Source organism: Nesterenkonia sandarakina, from assembly GCF_013410215.1.
GTDB lineage: Bacteria > Actinomycetota > Actinomycetes > Actinomycetales > Micrococcaceae > Nesterenkonia > Nesterenkonia sandarakina.
In genome coordinates this window covers 35,800-51,731 of sequence record NZ_JACCFQ010000002.1, presented here as the reverse complement: position 1 = coordinate 51,731, position 15,932 = coordinate 35,800, and the positions used below count along the sequence as shown (strand labels likewise).

General features: G+C 59.4%; 17 protein-coding genes. 7 read left to right on the top strand and 10 right to left on the bottom strand.

The genetic code is table 11. The features are described 5' to 3' along the window. Nucleotides 1-117 precede the first annotated feature (117 nt). Both HNR11_RS13565 and HNR11_RS13560 read left to right on the top strand, forming a co-directional pair. Nucleotides 118-576: a hypothetical protein gene (locus HNR11_RS13565; RefSeq protein ID WP_179443079.1), complete on the top strand. Its 459-nt coding sequence runs from the start codon at nucleotides 118-120 to the stop codon at nucleotides 574-576. Beyond that, nucleotides 573-1,634, top strand: coding sequence for a YdcF family protein (locus HNR11_RS13560; RefSeq protein WP_179443078.1), 1,062 nt, complete (start codon nucleotides 573-575; stop codon nucleotides 1,632-1,634). Before HNR11_RS13565 ends, HNR11_RS13560 begins: the two co-directional genes overlap by 4 nt. 424 nt (nucleotides 1,635-2,058) lie before the next feature. On the opposite strand, the gene HNR11_RS13555 is transcribed toward HNR11_RS13560, so the two are convergent. The 4 genes from HNR11_RS13555 to HNR11_RS13540 form a co-directional block, all read right to left on the bottom strand. Then, complete coding sequence (locus tag HNR11_RS13555; RefSeq protein WP_218850039.1) at nucleotides 2,059-2,541, bottom strand: DUF805 domain-containing protein; 483 nt, start codon at nucleotides 2,539-2,541, stop codon at nucleotides 2,059-2,061. A 681-nt stretch (nucleotides 2,542-3,222) separates the two neighbouring features. Next, nucleotides 3,223-4,044: a hypothetical protein gene (locus tag HNR11_RS13550; RefSeq protein ID WP_179443077.1), complete on the bottom strand. Its 822-nt coding sequence runs from the start codon at nucleotides 4,042-4,044 to the stop codon at nucleotides 3,223-3,225. 464 nt (nucleotides 4,045-4,508) lie between these two features. Then, complete coding sequence (locus HNR11_RS13545; RefSeq protein ID WP_179443076.1) at nucleotides 4,509-5,639, bottom strand: peptidoglycan recognition protein family protein; 1,131 nt, start codon at nucleotides 5,637-5,639, stop codon at nucleotides 4,509-4,511. After that, nucleotides 5,632-5,853 (bottom strand): hypothetical protein, encoded by a 222-nt coding sequence (locus HNR11_RS13540; protein WP_179443075.1) that lies wholly within the window; start codon nucleotides 5,851-5,853, stop codon nucleotides 5,632-5,634. Before HNR11_RS13540 ends, HNR11_RS13545 begins: the two co-directional genes overlap by 8 nt. 333 nt (nucleotides 5,854-6,186) lie before the next feature. Between HNR11_RS13540 and HNR11_RS14385 the strand changes: the two genes are divergently transcribed. Then, nucleotides 6,187-6,459: a helix-turn-helix domain-containing protein gene (locus HNR11_RS14385; protein ID WP_179443074.1), complete on the top strand. Its 273-nt coding sequence runs from the start codon at nucleotides 6,187-6,189 to the stop codon at nucleotides 6,457-6,459. Nucleotides 6,460-6,980: 521 nt separating this feature from the next. Here the strand turns inward: HNR11_RS14385 and HNR11_RS13530 are convergent. From HNR11_RS13530 to HNR11_RS13515, 4 genes are all read right to left on the bottom strand, one after another. Continuing rightward, nucleotides 6,981-7,688 (bottom strand): polysaccharide deacetylase family protein, encoded by a 708-nt coding sequence (locus tag HNR11_RS13530; protein ID WP_343050699.1) that lies wholly within the window; start codon nucleotides 7,686-7,688, stop codon nucleotides 6,981-6,983. A gap of 318 nt (nucleotides 7,689-8,006) precedes the next feature. Further along, nucleotides 8,007-8,444: a TIR domain-containing protein gene (locus tag HNR11_RS13525; RefSeq protein ID WP_179443073.1), complete on the bottom strand. Its 438-nt coding sequence runs from the start codon at nucleotides 8,442-8,444 to the stop codon at nucleotides 8,007-8,009. Nucleotides 8,445-8,522: 78 nt separating this feature from the next. Further along, nucleotides 8,523-9,383 (bottom strand): AMIN-like domain-containing (lipo)protein, encoded by an 861-nt coding sequence (locus HNR11_RS13520; protein WP_179443072.1) that lies wholly within the window; start codon nucleotides 9,381-9,383, stop codon nucleotides 8,523-8,525. Nucleotides 9,384-9,965: 582 nt separating this feature from the next. Further along, nucleotides 9,966-10,562 (bottom strand): MarR family winged helix-turn-helix transcriptional regulator, encoded by a 597-nt coding sequence (locus tag HNR11_RS13515; RefSeq protein ID WP_179443071.1) that lies wholly within the window; start codon nucleotides 10,560-10,562, stop codon nucleotides 9,966-9,968. Between the two features lie 165 nt (nucleotides 10,563-10,727). Between HNR11_RS13515 and HNR11_RS13510 the strand changes: the two genes are divergently transcribed. From HNR11_RS13510 to HNR11_RS14380, 4 genes are all read left to right on the top strand, one after another. Continuing rightward, nucleotides 10,728-11,165 (top strand): hypothetical protein, encoded by a 438-nt coding sequence (locus HNR11_RS13510; RefSeq protein ID WP_179443070.1) that lies wholly within the window; start codon nucleotides 10,728-10,730, stop codon nucleotides 11,163-11,165. Between the two features lie 64 nt (nucleotides 11,166-11,229). Beyond that, on the top strand, nucleotides 11,230-11,406 hold the full coding sequence (locus HNR11_RS13505) for a hypothetical protein (protein ID WP_179443069.1): 177 nt from the start codon (nucleotides 11,230-11,232) through the stop codon (nucleotides 11,404-11,406). Nucleotides 11,407-11,564: 158 nt separating this feature from the next. Then, nucleotides 11,565-12,146 carry a CBS domain-containing protein gene (locus HNR11_RS13500; protein ID WP_179443068.1) on the top strand — a complete coding sequence of 194 codons (582 nt, stop codon included), beginning with the start codon at nucleotides 11,565-11,567 and terminating at the stop codon, nucleotides 12,144-12,146. Then, nucleotides 12,109-12,687: a DUF4383 domain-containing protein gene (locus HNR11_RS14380; RefSeq protein WP_425488278.1), complete on the top strand. Its 579-nt coding sequence runs from the start codon at nucleotides 12,109-12,111 to the stop codon at nucleotides 12,685-12,687. The genes HNR11_RS13500 and HNR11_RS14380 overlap by 38 nt, the downstream gene beginning before the upstream one ends. A 248-nt stretch (nucleotides 12,688-12,935) precedes the next feature. On the opposite strand, the gene HNR11_RS13490 is transcribed toward HNR11_RS14380, so the two are convergent. Both HNR11_RS13490 and HNR11_RS13485 read right to left on the bottom strand, forming a co-directional pair. Beyond that, nucleotides 12,936-13,604: an AMIN-like domain-containing (lipo)protein gene (locus HNR11_RS13490; protein ID WP_179443066.1), complete on the bottom strand. Its 669-nt coding sequence runs from the start codon at nucleotides 13,602-13,604 to the stop codon at nucleotides 12,936-12,938. A 1,088-nt stretch (nucleotides 13,605-14,692) separates the two neighbouring features. Further along, nucleotides 14,693-15,478, bottom strand: coding sequence for an AMIN-like domain-containing (lipo)protein (locus HNR11_RS13485; RefSeq protein WP_218850038.1), 786 nt, complete (start codon nucleotides 15,476-15,478; stop codon nucleotides 14,693-14,695). Nucleotides 15,479-15,932: the final 454 nt, after the last annotated feature.

Genomic DNA, 15,932 nt, shown 5'->3' with positions numbered 1-15,932 from the left:
GGTCCTCGCACACAGGTGCCCCGCGTCCTCTAGGCGCCTGAGATCAGGCACCCCTTCTTCAAACCCACCCGCGTCCAGTCATCGCGGGCCACCGATGAGCATCTGAGGAGAATGAGCATGACCGTCATCAGCACCTACGGGCACACAGGCCCAACAGCGACCAAGAAGATGCGATCCGGCATCTCCATCAGCGTCGTGGGGATGACCCTTGGTCTCGCTCTGAGCAGCTGCGGTTTCTTCGAGGACTCACGCGCGGTGACCTACGAAATCCACACGGTTTCAGGAGAGGCTGGGAGCGAGAACCTGCGCGTTGAGTACCAATGGCGTGAAACAGGTCTCAGCGAGCAAGAGACCGTTGCGACCACCGTGACTGAGAGCTCTGAACCGGCACAGTTTGAAACACTCGGTCGAGTCGATGACGACGTGTCGGTCTCTGTTGCTGGTGTCCCCGGCGTCGTCCTGGGATGCGCTGTGATCATCGATGACTCTGAAACGTTGGTGGAAGCAGAATCAAGCGCTCCTGGTGAAGCCGTGGAATGCAGCGCCACCGTCCCGGCTCAGGATGACCAGGGATGACGCTGTCCTGGGTGTGGGGGATTGCGCTGCTGTTGGGTGTCGTAGCAGCAGGCTGGGGGTTGGGGAAGTACGTCCGGGACGGCCGCCGGCTCGGGGCGTTCATCCTGGGAATGGCCGCAGCGCTGATCGCTTTGGTCGCTGGTGGATTCCTCGCGCTGGAGCTTGGACACTCGGGGGTGCTCCTGGGCACTGGCGTCACCGTGCTGGTGATCCTGGTGGCAGGCAACGTCCTGGGTTACCCGGTCTTGACTGTGTTTCTCCTGTGGAGCGGGGTGACCGTGCTTCGGCGGGAGAGCCGCTCTCTCGGTAACGCTCTGGCTCTGCTCGGGGGCGTAGCCTTGGTGGTTCTTCCGACGACTTTGCGGCTGCTTGAACCCGACGGGATCGTCCGCGACGATGTGGGCTACTTGATCCGCTATGGACTGCACCTGGCCGTCACGCTGCTGGTGGGGTACTTCGGATTCTGCTTCGCGGTCTTTCTGGTGGCTTCTCTGCTGTACCGATGGAGACCGGTCCGACTCACCCCGGAGGCGGTCATCGTGCTTGGGGCAGGTCTGATCGACGGTCGGGTCCCGCCATTGCTGGCAGGCAGATTGGACAAGGGCTTAGAGGCACAGCGCCGATACGAGGCGCCGCTGCTGGTCACCAGTGGTGGACAGGGCCCGGACGAACCAGTGCCTGAAGGTCAGGCGATGCGTGATTACCTGATCGGCCAGGGCACTGAACCGGACCAGGTCATCCCAGAGACGGCGTCAAGAAATACAGCAGAGAACCTCGAGTTCTCCCGCGCGCTGGTATCGGACCCACAGTCTCCCGTGTTGGTGGTCACCAGCAGCTATCACGCATTTCGAGCTGCTCTCCTGACCCGACAGCTGGGCATGCGGGCACACGTCATCGGGGCGAAAACGGCATGGTACTTCTTGCCCAGTGCCGTGATCCGAGAGTTTATCGGGATCCTGCGTGACCAGCTGCGATTCCACATTGCTGCGGTGGTTCTCATAGGGGCTCTCAGTGTCGCTGCCGTCGCGTTCCTCTCGGCCGTAGTGGCGCCACAGTAACAGCTGGTCCTGGTGCAGAACCGGGGTCGGATCGTGAGACAGACCCATCCCCTGTAGCGTCTCGCAAGGTGGTGGCCGATACGTCGCCTCCGTCCCTGGGGCATACCTGTGAACCCGCTGGACAGAGTAGGCGTCGAGGGTCGCGAGGCTGTCCAAAGTGAAGTCGACGATTAGATGCGCGTTCCGACTGTGCACCGTAGACCCGAACCACACGGGTGCCTAGTACCCCTAGCGCTGAGGGCGAGATCGGACCACGCCACGCTGACTTGGCGGCCTGCTGAGGAATGAGTTTCCGTGCACCTCATTGACCTTTCTGGATCGACTTCGTCTGGGGAGTCATCTGCACGACAGAACATGGAGGCTTCAGAGCCTGCGCCCCACCGTGTGAGGCCCGGTTGCTTCGTAACTCGCTTGGGGGCCTGCCCTAGTCGTTGATCGGGTCTGTCCAGATGGTTTTGTGTCGTTCTTGGCGGGTGGGGAACGCCAAAAAGACCAGCAGCAGAATAGGACCGATGACAGGGATGAGGGCCAAGAAGTAGAAAGGGCCGGGGAACCCCGCGTCATGGAGGCGACGCCATGTCACTGACAAGGTGGGGATCAGAAGCGCAAGAGCTACGCCGAGGTTGACCAGGCTGATCGCCATCAGGGCCACGGCTGCGCCACCCTCAGCTTCAAATCCCGCACTCATCCCGGTGTTGTAGGTCTCAAGATTCGGAGAACCATCGAGGAGGCTTGTGAAGACTGCTGCGTAGATCCCGGCAAGGACGAGATAGAGGACGAACTGTGCAAGGGCAACCCACCAGTACTCACTGCGTGAGGCATACCCTCCGGCAGTACGCAAGCCCTCCGGTGCCGCTCGTAACGCGAAGAACGCCGCTGCGTTGTGGGAGACCACAGTCGACATCATCGGATCGAACTTCTTACAGGGTCTGCCGCACCGATAGGTGACAGTTAAAGTCACGCCGCGAGAGCGACGCCGGGGCTCATGATTGCTTCGTACTCCATTGGGGTCAATCCCGCCAGTTCCGTGGTGTAAGCCGGGGAATCGAACGCCCAGCTACCCCGTAGACGAACGTAGGCAATGCCGAGGAGAGGCATGCGTAGGGCTGAACCGAGGGTTTCACCGGTCGAGGGGAGGGAAGTGTCGCCGGGATACGTTTTTGACTCATCAGGGTTGGTGCTTCGGTATTAACCATAGAACCCGTGGGCTGGACCTGCCCGAGCTGATTCGACCCGCGGCGCGGGTCAGGAACCACTTGGCTCTATGATCTGTCCGCTCCGATCCGAGAGGTGAGCCGTGGCCTCAAGTATGACTACAGTGCCGCGCGTGATGCACGCTCAAGGATCGGCTTACGCGCAGCTGCTTTGTTGCTCCGCCCTACTGACCCATGTCGGGTATATCCGTCGAGAAATAGACGCCACGGACGCTTCGGCAACAGGGTGGTAAGCAGCGCCAAGAGTGATAGAACAGTAGTGGCCCCACAGGACTATTGAAGTCCCGCGAGGCCACTACTTCGCACCTGCGAATAATCTCATTACTCAGGTGACGTGAGTCACTTGGGGCGAGTCTACCCTTGTCGGCTCGAGATCACGATTCGCTGGTGCGCTTACGCATCACGTAGGCGCCGGCACCGATGGCGCCCAAAGCCAGGGCTCCACCACCTGCTGCCAGGGCCATCCCGGTACCCTCAGAGCTTCCGCCAGCCACGCCGGTGTCAGCGCCCCCCTCAGGCATCTGCTCCATCTGCGAGGCAAGCAGCGTGCCACAGGCTGCGGGCAGGGTCGCGGCCAGGGGCAGCGACTCATCAAGCTCCGAGGGAGCATTCGCGGCCTCCTCACTCAGGAGTGTTGGATCGACACCGTGGACCACGACGACGCCGGTGCCACTCGAAATGGAGTCCACTACGTCATCAGGAAGCTCGATAGTCCGTTCGTAGGTGTAGCTGCTGCCACCGGGGAAGCGCTCCACGGCCAGAGCTGAATCGGCCGAGGTGTCACCCTCGATGGTCAGCGAGGATCCGATGCCGCCGTAGAAGGGTGCGCCTTCTTCGACGTTGACCGCACCGTCGCCGTTCTGGTCCGCGCTGTCTGGTGGGCAAACACCCTGGGCGCCGAAGTGGATGTGCTGGGCATGGGGGAAAGGCCCGTCCATGAAGGTCTCGGCGGCGCCTTCGACTGTCATGTAGACCGTGGCCTGGTTGCCCTGGCCCTCGATCAGGACATCGCCGATGGTTCCGCTGTTGTTCAAGGACGCCAGGGACGCCTGGGAGGACCAGGTCTGGCTCTCATCAAGGGTGGCGGCGCCGTCGGTCTCGGGGCCATGGCCGGAGTGGGCCATTGCGGGGCCAGCGCTGAGGAGCATCGCTCCTAAGGCCAGTGTCGGGACTGCGAAGAATTTGGATTTACGCATCAGAGGGACTCCTCGTCACAATGGTTTGATCGCGTTCGAGGACCTCGACCGCGACTCGTTCAGAGTAACTCAGCTCACTTGTCGACGGAAATATTTCGCTGTGACAACTAACTGGTCACTTAGGCCTAGTAGTCCTCTACCAGATTGCTTCCCCGGCACTCCCTTACGCTCGGCGACACTCGTCTCGCGACCACCGATTTAGGGGTTACTCCCGATTTGAGAGCAAAGACGATGTCCTAGTCGGATGGCGTGCCGAAGGGGTCAAGGCTAGCGAGCTGACAGCAGCGACACCGGGGCATCTGGACAAGGGCTGGGGCCTTACCGGACGAATGCTCTGGGAGGCCTTTAATAATCAAAGTGTGGTTTCAGTATCCAAAGCGAAAAGACACCTGGTGGCCCAGTAGGTGCAAGTTTCACGTACTGGGCCACCAAGATTTATTTATGCAGCCTCACTATTATTCGATTTACGAAGAATAGTGTGAGTAGTATTCAACGTTGTCGAAGAACTCTCGCTGCCAGTTCAGGAAACGGATCTCTCCCTGATTTGTGCGCGGACCCCTGGAGTTGTCCACTTCACCAGGACCTGTACCCGCTGCGTTTCGGTAGAAGGGCAGGCCGTCGTTGGGATCGATCCGATCCCGGAGGAACTGCTGGAGGCGCTGTGTGTGCGCTCCGGAGTACCCTCGTGAACCCAGCCAGGCGTGGCGGTCCAGGTATGCGTTGCCCGTGTTGAAGCCCACCTGCGCGAGTAGTTCCCGCCAAGCGAAGTCAGCTTCGGTGCCGATCTCTCCGACGACACGCATGTCTCGGTCTGGCCACTGTCCGTGCAGAAGTCCGCGAGCAACCACGCCACCGCTGGACTGCACCCGGCGGTTGGGGAACCAATAATCGCCGACTCGAGTCCACCACTCTGCCTCTCCTTCTGCGGCAAGCATGATCTGGCCCTCAAGGACAGTCCGTACGAAGCTGCTGCTGGAAGAGGGTCCTACACGGAGATCACCATCGGCGGTGGCACGGATAAAACCGGTGAACGGCCCCGGGGTGACGCCACCACCGTTGTCATCATCCGGGTCGCCGGGGTCGGGTGATCCCCCCTGCGCGCGAGCATTGATCTCATCGATCCGGGAGTACAGGATGTCTCCTGGGCATTCCCCTGCGACGTAGTCCCGATGTCCACCACTGATGGATGAGCTAGTCCACCAGCCTCTGTCCACACCCTCCTGGAGCAGTTCGATCAGCGCATTTTCAGCGGCGGTCGAGATGTCCTGCGAGGTGTAATCGCCGGGAATGCAGATACCGGCGCCGGTAGAGTTCTGGCCCAGTGTGTGAGTGCCGACCCGACCAATCGAGTGACCTTCGAAGACTCGTCCAGCGGGGGTCACAATGAAGGTATATGAAATCCCACGCTCGAACCGGTTTTGCCCAATAACCTCAAGGTTCTGGACGACGGCGATGTCGGCAGACAGGCTGTTTCCCGTTGAAGGGGTCGGCCCAGCCGAGTGGTGGAGAACCCTGACGAGGTTCGAAGGCTGTCGACTTCCATTCCCATCGACCTGGGTAGCGCCCCACTCTTCACGACTAATAATGTTAACCATTTTTATCCTCAAAATCCTCTTTTTTATTTGTTTTCAACTTGGCAGTTCTTGCAGCCACTTCAACTCCACCAATACCAAGTATTAGAGTCAAAACATAAAGATACTCGTTAACCTGCTGTGCCGTAATTGAATCGGTAACAAGTGCCACGAATAGTGCGGCGGCCACAACATGGTAAATTATTATCCTTATTTTGGCGTCTGGAATTTTTCTCATGCTAGTTCACAAATTTCCGTGCCTCTCATCACCTGTCGCCTCAAAAAAAGTAGTCAATCCTAGATTTAAAGCAGTTGATATTTTCCATACTTCCGTGACTGTAAAATCAGTCCGTGTACTCATTTTGCGGCATAGTGTCCTATGGCTTATTCCTGTTTTCATGGACAGCCATTCCTGGGTTCGATTTGCGTTGAGTAGTGCATCTCGGATGCGATGCGAAACCAGTCTGGATCTGTCCATATGGATACATTAATTGCTCGAACGGACAGTTGCAACGGCGAAGTATGCCCATTTGGACAGTTCTGATGTCCGAAGGGGGTATACAATGAATGAATGGATAATCGAGCATCAGAATTTGCGTCCGCTCTAGCGGCGCAACTCCGCGCCGAACGAGCCGCTCGTCAGATGACGATGAAGGACGTCGCAGTCGCTTCTGGACTGGCGGACTCCACCGTCCACCGGTATCTCAACGGGAAACGTGACATACCGGTCTCCCACCTGTTCTCCATCGCCTCAGTGCTTCAAGTGGATGTCGAGTGTCTAATCTCCAGAACGATGGAGAGACTTCAAGACCTCCAGTGGGGTGACCTCAAGGGCGATCGCTAACGCTGCTATATCAGTCATCGTGAGCTCGCGGTCGTAGAAAGGATGCGGGAGTGTGTGCAATGAGTTAGGTGGGGCAAACATAAGCTGACATTACTCGGGGGTACGGACATAAGTTCCCGCTGGATACCTCAGGGATATCCCCGTTCAACGACAGAACCAACTGCCTCTAATGGAGCCTATGTGCACCAAGCGACTAGTCAGACGCTCTTGGTGTAGTCACGCCGGGGTTATAAGCCGCAAGGAGGCTCACCTCATCATCAGACATGATGCGAAAGCACCGTGGGCCCTATTAGTCCGCCGTACGGTGCAATGACTGTGGAGTTCCAGGACAGAGGTTCTCGCCAACACCGTGGAGAACGACAGACGGAATGTGAACCCTTCGACCAAGTCTTCGAGGTTCTACGGTCTGAGCCCCACGAGAGTGCGCTCGAACAGGAAATAGCCCTACCTCCTTGCGGGCTCAGCCTTCGTCAGTGGGGGCCGCTGTTACTCCCATTGTGCGCACATTGTGTTTTTGAACGTCACCGCGTTGCCTGCCGGAGAGTGGCGAACTCAATGTCTCGTTCCATGAGCTGCGGGAGTGCTCTTGCCAGGCCTGTGCCAGTCCCGGACGAGGGGATATTGAAGTGACCCAGCCCGATATCCCCACCGGCAAAATGAGTCACCCGTTCCTCCACGCTCTCCGCAGGAAGAGTCGCCCCATTATCGAGGTTGAGGCTGAACCCCGCAGGTGTCAGACCCAGGTCAAGACAAATTTGCGCCGAGGTCTCATCAAGAAACGCGGTGCCGGGCCGGAAGAACTGGCATTGGACGCCATACTCAGATCGTAGGTACTCCTGGTTGCCCATGATCTCGTCATAGACCTCCCCAACGGAACGGGTTCCCTCGATCCCGTAGACGGCCTGACCATCCACCGACAGGGGCAGATGTTTTGTGCCGTGATTCTCGATATCGAACAACGTATCGTCGACAAGTTCCCCCATCGTTTCGGGGTGCTCTTGGGCCCACCGTTGGTTGATGAACAGCGTCGCCGGGATCTGGAAATACCGCAGGGTGTCCAGGATCTGCCGATCAAGTCCTGAACCGTTGGGGCCACCACAGGCATCAAGAGTGATCGCAGCGACCGTGCTGCCCGGAGGGAGTGCAACCTTGATTCCAGGGATGTCTGGTCCGAACTCTCCGGGTGCGACGTTCTGGTAATTCGCGATGATCTCCTCCCGCGACGCCACACCGGTCTGGCCTTGGTCCGGGGCCGCTGACGGCACTGGTGGGGCGGTCTTCGTGGCAGCAGGCGTTGGTGCTGGTTTCGAGGGGCCCCTGGAGCAGGCGGAGATCGCGGAGACCACCACACCTGAACCGAACATGGCTAGTGCGGCACGGCGATCTAGGTGAGCTCCGCTGGAGTTGGGGGTCCCAAGGTGTGGGGCAGACACTTCCGAAAAAGAGTCGTTCTCGGTGGCATTGGTCATAGACGCGCTGCAGGCTCTCGAGGAGTGCTCACGTTGCTGTTTGGATGTGCTTCGAGCTCCTGGCGGGGGAGCCGGGGGTCAGGGTGCATAGTAGGCCGCGTCGACCCATGCCGCGAGGTTGCTCGGACCGTGGTCAAAGACCCAGTCGTAGGTGGGGCACCCCGGTGGTAACGGGTTCTCTCCTTTGGGTGCTATCTGTCCTTCCTCGTTCTTGATGTTATGCAGGTAGATGCCGAACAGCCCGTTCCCCCGCTTACGGCTTATCTCGATCAAGTGTTGGACCCATCGATGGTTCGTGGTGTCCGGGCCGATCAACACCGCCGTGACAGCGGTGTGCTTCAGGCTCTTCAGCAGCAGATGAGCCGTGGTGGAGTCATCTGCCGGACTGACCCGGTTCCACCGCGAGGATCGGATCCAAGCCTTATGGCGTTCCTCCAGTTGGGGGCTCTCGCACACGATGGTCGACCTAAAGGGCTCATGCTCGGGGTGGAAGCTAAAGAAGGTGCTCCGCGGCATAGATTCAGTCTCGCTTCACTAGTCGTTATCGGGCACAGCAGAGGTCCAGGCCGCGGCAGGTTGAATGGGCCAGGGTTTCTAGGGGGTCGAGACGTCGAAGACGATGCGCGAGGGGTCATCCAGAGCCTCGACGCGGACCGGTCGTTCGGTATCGATACCGATGTAGAACTCTCCGAGAGCCTCCGTGCGACCGCCATAGTGGACTTCGGTGAAGATGCTGCTGTTCTCCAACACGACGGGTTGCTCTTCAAGCGCGAGCCGGTCATCACCAGCGGGACTGTCTTCAAAAGCTCCGGCGTAGAGGTTGCTGATGCGCAAGTACAGGGCGGAGTCCCCGGGGATCTCGAGGGGCTCCTCGGTCATCCGGATCATGGGGTCATCTGTGAACTCAGTACTAAACGAGTTCGGCGCCCCGCTACCGGTGAACTCAATCACCAGTCGCTCGTACTGGTCGTGGACCCCGACCCGGACATCGACCAGTTCACCCAGGTCAGTAATATCAGAGCCCTGCTCAGCTTCCTGAGTAACGCCGTTCAGGGTGAATTCCTCAGGATCGAGAGAGCTGGAGATATCTCCGCTTGGTTCATCACCGTTCGACTCGTCTTCAGTGGGCGATGCCTGCCCCTCAGAGGGAGACGGGTCGGGAGTCTCGGTTTCGTCCTCGACCTCGGGCTCCTCCTCAGTGACCGCCTCGTCCCCGTCATCATCGTCACCCTCAGCTGTGGGGCCGGCGCCGGTTGAGGTGGAGGGTGACTCTGTTTCAGTGGAGGACTGGTCCGGGGTGGAAGCGACCGTGTCTGCATCCTCGTCGGCCGAGCCGCAGCTTGTCAGTGCCAGGGCGCTGGCAGTAAGCGCAGCAGTAAAGAGCGCGGGTCGCCTGATCATTGAGAGTGTCTCCAAGAGTCGAGGACATACGGGTGGCAGATCCACCGTAGTCATGACCTGGTTCCCTGAGACAACTGATTTGACGGATTGTTAGTGGCTTGTGACCAGGCGTGATGTCGTTTGCGGATTCCCAGCATGTATACCCTGCTCAAATAATCGCTCGCTCAGGAATCCCCCTAGCGTGTGGCTCTGCTGAGTAGAGCGGCGGGCTAAGGAGCCCGCCTGATGTTAATCTCTCAGACAGACCAGCCCTGGCTTCAGAGGCAAGCCACGGAAACTACTGTGCAGCCCGCCAGCTCCGATGGGGTGAAGAGAGGCCCGCCCAGGGATGCGCCTCGGGCGGGCCACCGGAGCCACACAAACACCGGTGACATCACCGTCTCACGCGAGATTCGTGTCGCACCAGGCTCTGCGAAGATCTAAAAGGCCCCAATTCGCGCTGGATCGATGAGTCCCTTCATGGCGGCGCCCTGGGCGCATTGGTGATCCACAAGAGATTCTTGCCTAGTCGAGATCATCGCTCCCGGAATATCGGGCTCGAAGAACTACCCCTCTCGGGTAGACCTCACAGCACTAAATACCTTGCCTGATCCAACTTGATCTGCCAGCGCTCCGTGTTGCTACCACACGCCCGGTCTAGTGCTCGCTGACGCTACGGATGAGTCCACGCAAGAAACGGGCCGCACCGGAGCGCTCTTCCTCTGAGAGGGCTTCGGTTTCGGCAATCATGCGGGCATGCATGCCACTCAGTGTGGCTTTGACCTCGCGGTCGGTCTCACCGAGAACCCGTAGTCCGACTGACCGGCGGTCTGCAGGGTGCGGGATCCGACGGATGTACCCGTCCTTCGACAGGCGATCGACCAGAACGCTCGTCGAAGCCGGGGTCAGTTGCAGAGCTGCAGCGAGATCACGCTGGCGCGGTACCCGGCCTGCAGAGCGTTCCTTGACCAGGAAGCGAAGGGCTACAAGGTCGGTCTCACCCATCCGCATTGATTCCCTGGTCCTGGCGCGCATCTGCTTCTCAGCCTCACGGTACTGACGCAAGAGATTGAGCAGATCGATCGAGGAGAACGACTCCTCATTGCGCCCGTACCAATATCCGCCTGGATCCCCAGAGAGGGCCGTTGCCTCAGCTGCTTCATGGTCCTGAACAGGCGCCAATGCGTGGTGATCGGTGGACTCTACAGTTACGACCTTCGACGGTGTTGCGGTGCTCGAGTCGGTCTGACTCATCGCGATCGCCTCCTTATCGCCAGCACTATACACGATTGCATTACACGGTCTAACCGTTATAGCGTCTAACTGTTACAGGGGGATGTTCTATTCAAGAGAGTTTGGGCGTTGGCCACCGAAGAGGGTGGATCGCGCGGCAGACCCAGTGGGTGCAGGAGAGACACGATGGACGACACGCAGACGTACGCAGAACCAATCCCCCCGCAGACTTCAACGCCCAGCACTCACCCGCTGGCAGACGACGTCAAGGACGACGTCATAAACGACCAGGTCCTCGATGATCAGCGTCGAGATCTCGCAGCACACCCTCAGGCCGGTGTGGCTCCCCGTGGCCTTCAGCGCTACGACCAGATGGCCAAGGCCTCCGCGGCAGGTTTGATGGCACACAAGGATGTGGAATCCGCCATCGTGGAGATCTCCGGTGCCCCTTCAGAGCTGGTCTTCCACTTGACCTGCACGCTGGTGGCCGAGATCGATCCTTCTGCGGTGATGGAACTCATCGATCACGGCGTGATCCCCAACGTCGAACGGATGCTCGGGGAAACCTTTGCCTCCCGCGATCTCCAGTTCAAGGTCGCCCCCTCCTCAACCACCTCTGGTTGAGCTCCGGGGCCTTCTCAGCAGCTGAGCTATCTAGTCGTTGACACTCTGATCGAAGGACCTCGTCATGGACATGGCACTGATACACACACTGAACGCGTTCGTCCTCGCAGCCTTGTTGGTCTCCGCGCTCTTGATCAGCGCTAAAGCACTGATCACCATTTTCTCACCCACCGTTGCAGCGACCACTGCCGAAACCCGGCCCTTGACTCTCGAGGCGCCTTCTCAAGCACATCCATCCTGAACTGCGATCACCTCGGACCGGCCGACATAGTTGGTTTCGTGGCCGCTGGTGGCCCGAGCCCGTGTGTAGGGCGCCCATAAAGCTGATGACAACAGGTCGGACCAGCTCCGACCCGCCCCTTCTTATTTCGTATCGACCCCCGCATAGGAGAGCTACGCGTGCACGTCATTGAAGACCTGATGGATCCCCGCCCCGAACGGCTGCTGATCGACGCATCTCTGACGGAGGTTGCCTCAGCCCTTCAGCGAACGGGTCACGAGGCATTACCGCTGTGCGATACCGGCGGAGAGTTCCTTGGGGTCGTGGCCCAGAGCGAGCTCGACCGGGTGCTGGCCTCTATGGGAGACCTGGCGTACTCCCTGCGGGCCCAGCACCTGATGCGCACTACCGCGCCGGTCGTTTCCACCGAGACCACGGTTGAAGAGGCGCTGAATCTCATGGCCACACACCAGGTGGAGTATGCCCCGGTGATCCAGGGCCGTGTCTTGCGTGGGATGCTCACCAGTGCTGCGATTGCTCGGGCGGAGTCCTCCGCCGTGATCTCAGAACTCACCGAACATTCGCAGAACACCGGGACCCTGCAGAACACTCAGCCCTCGGGGCACGCTGAACTCCTGGCGAGCACTGAGCTCCGCGAGTTGACGGCGTCGACTGAGGGGGAAACGGCGACACCGGCCATGACGGGGCCGGTCGCAGACCCGGGTGAGTCGACTGATCGCCTCGGTCTCAGCGCCGCGTAACGACGGCGGCGCAGCAACTGTGAGCGAGATCGAGCGGGACCGTGAAGATCGGGGCCGTCGGTCGTTTCCAGCTTGGACTGTTCCCGCGGACACTAAACGGGAGAGGTTCGCCCGTTTGACCGCTCTGTCCGTCGGCTTCGGATTGTTCGCCCTGGGGGTCCTCGGAGTTCTCTTAGACGTGAGTGGTCCCCAGGGGTTTGACACCGGTCCGGTGACCGCCGCTGCTTCTCGACCCAGTGTTGTGCCCACTATGTGGTGGGCCCACGCAGCCCACCTCCTACTAGGGGTGGTCGGGGTGGTTTTGAGTCTGTTGTCTCGTGCAGAGGCCGCGCGGAGGTATGTCCTGTTCTCTGGTGTGGTCTTGTTGGTCTGGGCGCTGATGCGGTTCATCTTCGAAGAGCCGGTGGTGTCCCCACTGAGCGGCTGGGTGAACGCAGGGTGGCTCCAACTTGGTGTAGCTGCGATCGTGACAGTGATCGGGTTCTGGTTGCGCAGTATCCGGGAGCGAGGGGTGCTGGCGGCCCCGGAAGAGCATCCCTAAGACTTAGCCAACACCGTCACGAGCGAGACCACTCCGGCAGCGGCTCGAACGACTCCGAAGGCTGTCTCGCAACCAAGCTCGTGTGCATTGCGCGTTCGAAGACCTTGTTGCGAGGCGGGTCGCTCCCTCCAACCCGTGAGATCTCCCGGAACTTAGGCCGGGGGAGAGGTGTCTCATCGAGTGTCTTGCAACCCAAGCCTTACGAGACAGTCGAGGAGCGAGGAGACCTAGGGGCGCCCACCGGAGAATTAGTGCGCGAGATCAAGAATGATCCGGTTAGGGTCTTCGGCCATTTGCACTCTGAAATCGCGCGGCTGATCGAGTCCGACGAAGTAGGTGCTTTGACTTTCGAATGGCCCCTGCGCGTGTACGCCTTGGACAAGTGCCGACTGCGACTGAACGTCCTCTATGGCACCAGATAGCACCGCATCAGGATCCTGCTGACCAGGTCCGATGCCTAGACCACTCACAGAAACCGCCAAATAGGCGTTCCCGGGCACATCAATGGGTTCGCCCATGCCTTGGTCGGTGGGACGGTCCACGTACTCCACCTGGTACGCCAGTTCACTCGGCTCGCTGTGCTCGAAGACAACCCGGTCATAGCCTTCATGTTGACCAACCCGCACCTCAACGAGGTGCTGTGCTTCCTCCCACGTGCCCGAGGTGTGAGGGAAATCCTCGGTAGCACTGACCTCTTGGGAGAACTCAGAGAGGTCATCCTGTCCCGCTGGTTCTTCCTGCTGGGACCCATCGGTGCCAGGGGAGCTTTCGGGCGTCTCCTCGACGGGAGTGGACTCATCGTCTGGCTCAGAAGGCTCATCTCCGTCTGATGTGGAGGATTCGTCGTCTTCTTCAGCCTCGGTGTCCTCGGGGGAGGGCTCAGGCGTCTCGATCTCTTCGGGGCTGCTTTCTTCCACCGTGGGGGACGGAGGAGGCGAGGTTGCTGCCCGTTCAGAGTCCTCGTCTGGGGAGTTGCAGCTTGCCAGGACAAGGGTCCCAGCTGCGATAGAAGCTGTGAGGAATGTGGCGTGGCGGGTCATCGGGTTATGTCTCCACAACGTCTTCGGGTCATCCGTCTGACTTCACCGTAGGCAGGACCGGGTATGCGCCGACAACCTCTAGGGCGAATCGTTAGCCGCCTGTGACTAGGGGGAATGTGTCGATGTGCCAGAACGACTGCCCGAGAAATGGCGCTCACCCAAGGGTTACGAGACGTCTTGGACCGTGATTCTGCGGGACCAGTTTTGCGAGGCGCTTGCGCATATCGGCGGCAGAGGAGATTAGTCACGCAGCATAAGGAGGACGCCGAAGGCAATGAACCCTATAGCGGGGAAGATCATTACCCGGGGATCGGTGTTTTCCTTCATGAAGGTGCCCGCCGTGGGGAACAGCTTAGCGTTCGTTTCCAGCACGAATGACCCCAGGGGCCGGTGGAAAACCAGGAACACCAGGCCAAATACAAGAATGGCTAGACCGTCCCAGAGGCTACTCATAGATCCCTACGGTATCCGGAACCGCAACCTCGGACGGACAATCCTCCCCGATGCCTTGCAACCTAAGGGTTGAAACGCACTTTCGATGCGGGTGGTCCCGTAGTTCAGGATTGAAGCAATGTGCCGTTGATACCGTGCTGAGGTGTAGTTCGTCACCGAGTGATGTGGGAGTTCCTGTGCAATTGACTATCGCGTACCGCTTGCGGTGGCTGGTATTCGTTTTCTCAGCCGTATTGGTCGCCGCAGGGGTGTACCAGGTTGCCGCTGGTCGTACTGATGATTGGGTGCTGCTGGCAACAGGTGCATTTGGCGTCTTGTATCAAGCCGCGATCAATTACTCGTATCGGAACTCGAAGGTTGATCCAGGCAACACTATTTGAGTGCCACGGATCCTAAATCGCCAAGGTGACTGACGCTCGGTGAGCATCCATGTCTTGCAACCAAAGGGTTACGAGACTGGGTCTGAGCGGCCGGCAGGACGAACTAGCGTGGCACTGGGAGGTCTTGGAGCGCTACTGGGTGGCGAAGTCCACGATGATTCGATGCGGGTCGTTCGCCAGTGTCAGCTGATATTCGGTCTCGGCGTTGAGCCCGACGAAATAGGTGCCCATGCCTTCAAACAGCATTCCAAGTGAGACCTCAGCAACGAGATCACTCTGTGGTGGGTACCAGTGTTCCCCTGAATGCAGCTCTGGGGCGTGCTGTGGGTCTTCCTCCACTATTCCGTTGACTCTCAGTTCGAGAACTTCGAGACCCTCCATTTGGTCCGAGGTGTCCCCCACATCAGGCATGCCTGAAATGGCCTCGTCAACGAAACGCGCGTAGACACTTGTAGGGGGAGCATCGGAGAACTCCAGGACCAGCCGTTCATACCCCTGGTGCTGCCCATGACGAATAGCGATCAAGGTGCTGCGCTCTTCGGAGTCGGATGCAAACTCGTCGTCTTGGGGTCCTGCTCCGAATTGGCTCAAGTCAGGCGCATCATCTTCAGAAGCCTCCGAGGGATCACCGTCGCCGTTGCGGTCCTCGGCAGGGTCCTCAGAGGTGGTGGGCTCGTCTTCTGGTGCCGTCGAACCCTCTTCTTCTGATTCGGAAGATCCGTCTTCTTCGTCAGTCTCGGTCTCTTCGGGGGAGGGCTCGGGTGCTTCGGTCTCCTGAGGGCTGCTTTCTTCGACCGTGGGTGACGGTGAGGCCGAGGTCGCTGCCGGTTCAGACTCCTCATCTGGGGACGCGCAGCTTGCCAAGACGAGGGTCCCTGCGGCGATAGAAGCGGTGAGGAATACGGCACGGTGTCTCATAGGGGGTTTTCTCTCCAAGAACGTTTTCCGGTCATGGGTCTGGCTTCACCGTAGGCTGGGCCGGGTATGCGACGGCAACCTCTCACGCTAATCGTTAGCCGCCTGTGACTAGGGGGAATGTGTGGATGCACAGAAGGACGACCTGAGAAATGACGCTCAGCCCAAGGCTTGTGAGACACAAGCGCCGGACTCTCAGTAATGGCGATTACTCGTGGATCATCAAAATTACGCCGAGGACTATGAAGGCTATTGCTGGGTAGAGCATCGCTCTAGGGCTGGTGTGCTCCGCCAGGGCTTTGCCTGCCTTGGGGTAAAGCTTGGTGTTTGCGTGGAGCACGAATGACCCTAAGGGTCTATGAAACACCAGGGGTACTACGCCCAGGATGAGGAAAATTAGGCCGTCCGTACCGTTGTTCATAACGGTCGATGCTATCGAGCGTCCCAGCTTTGGGAG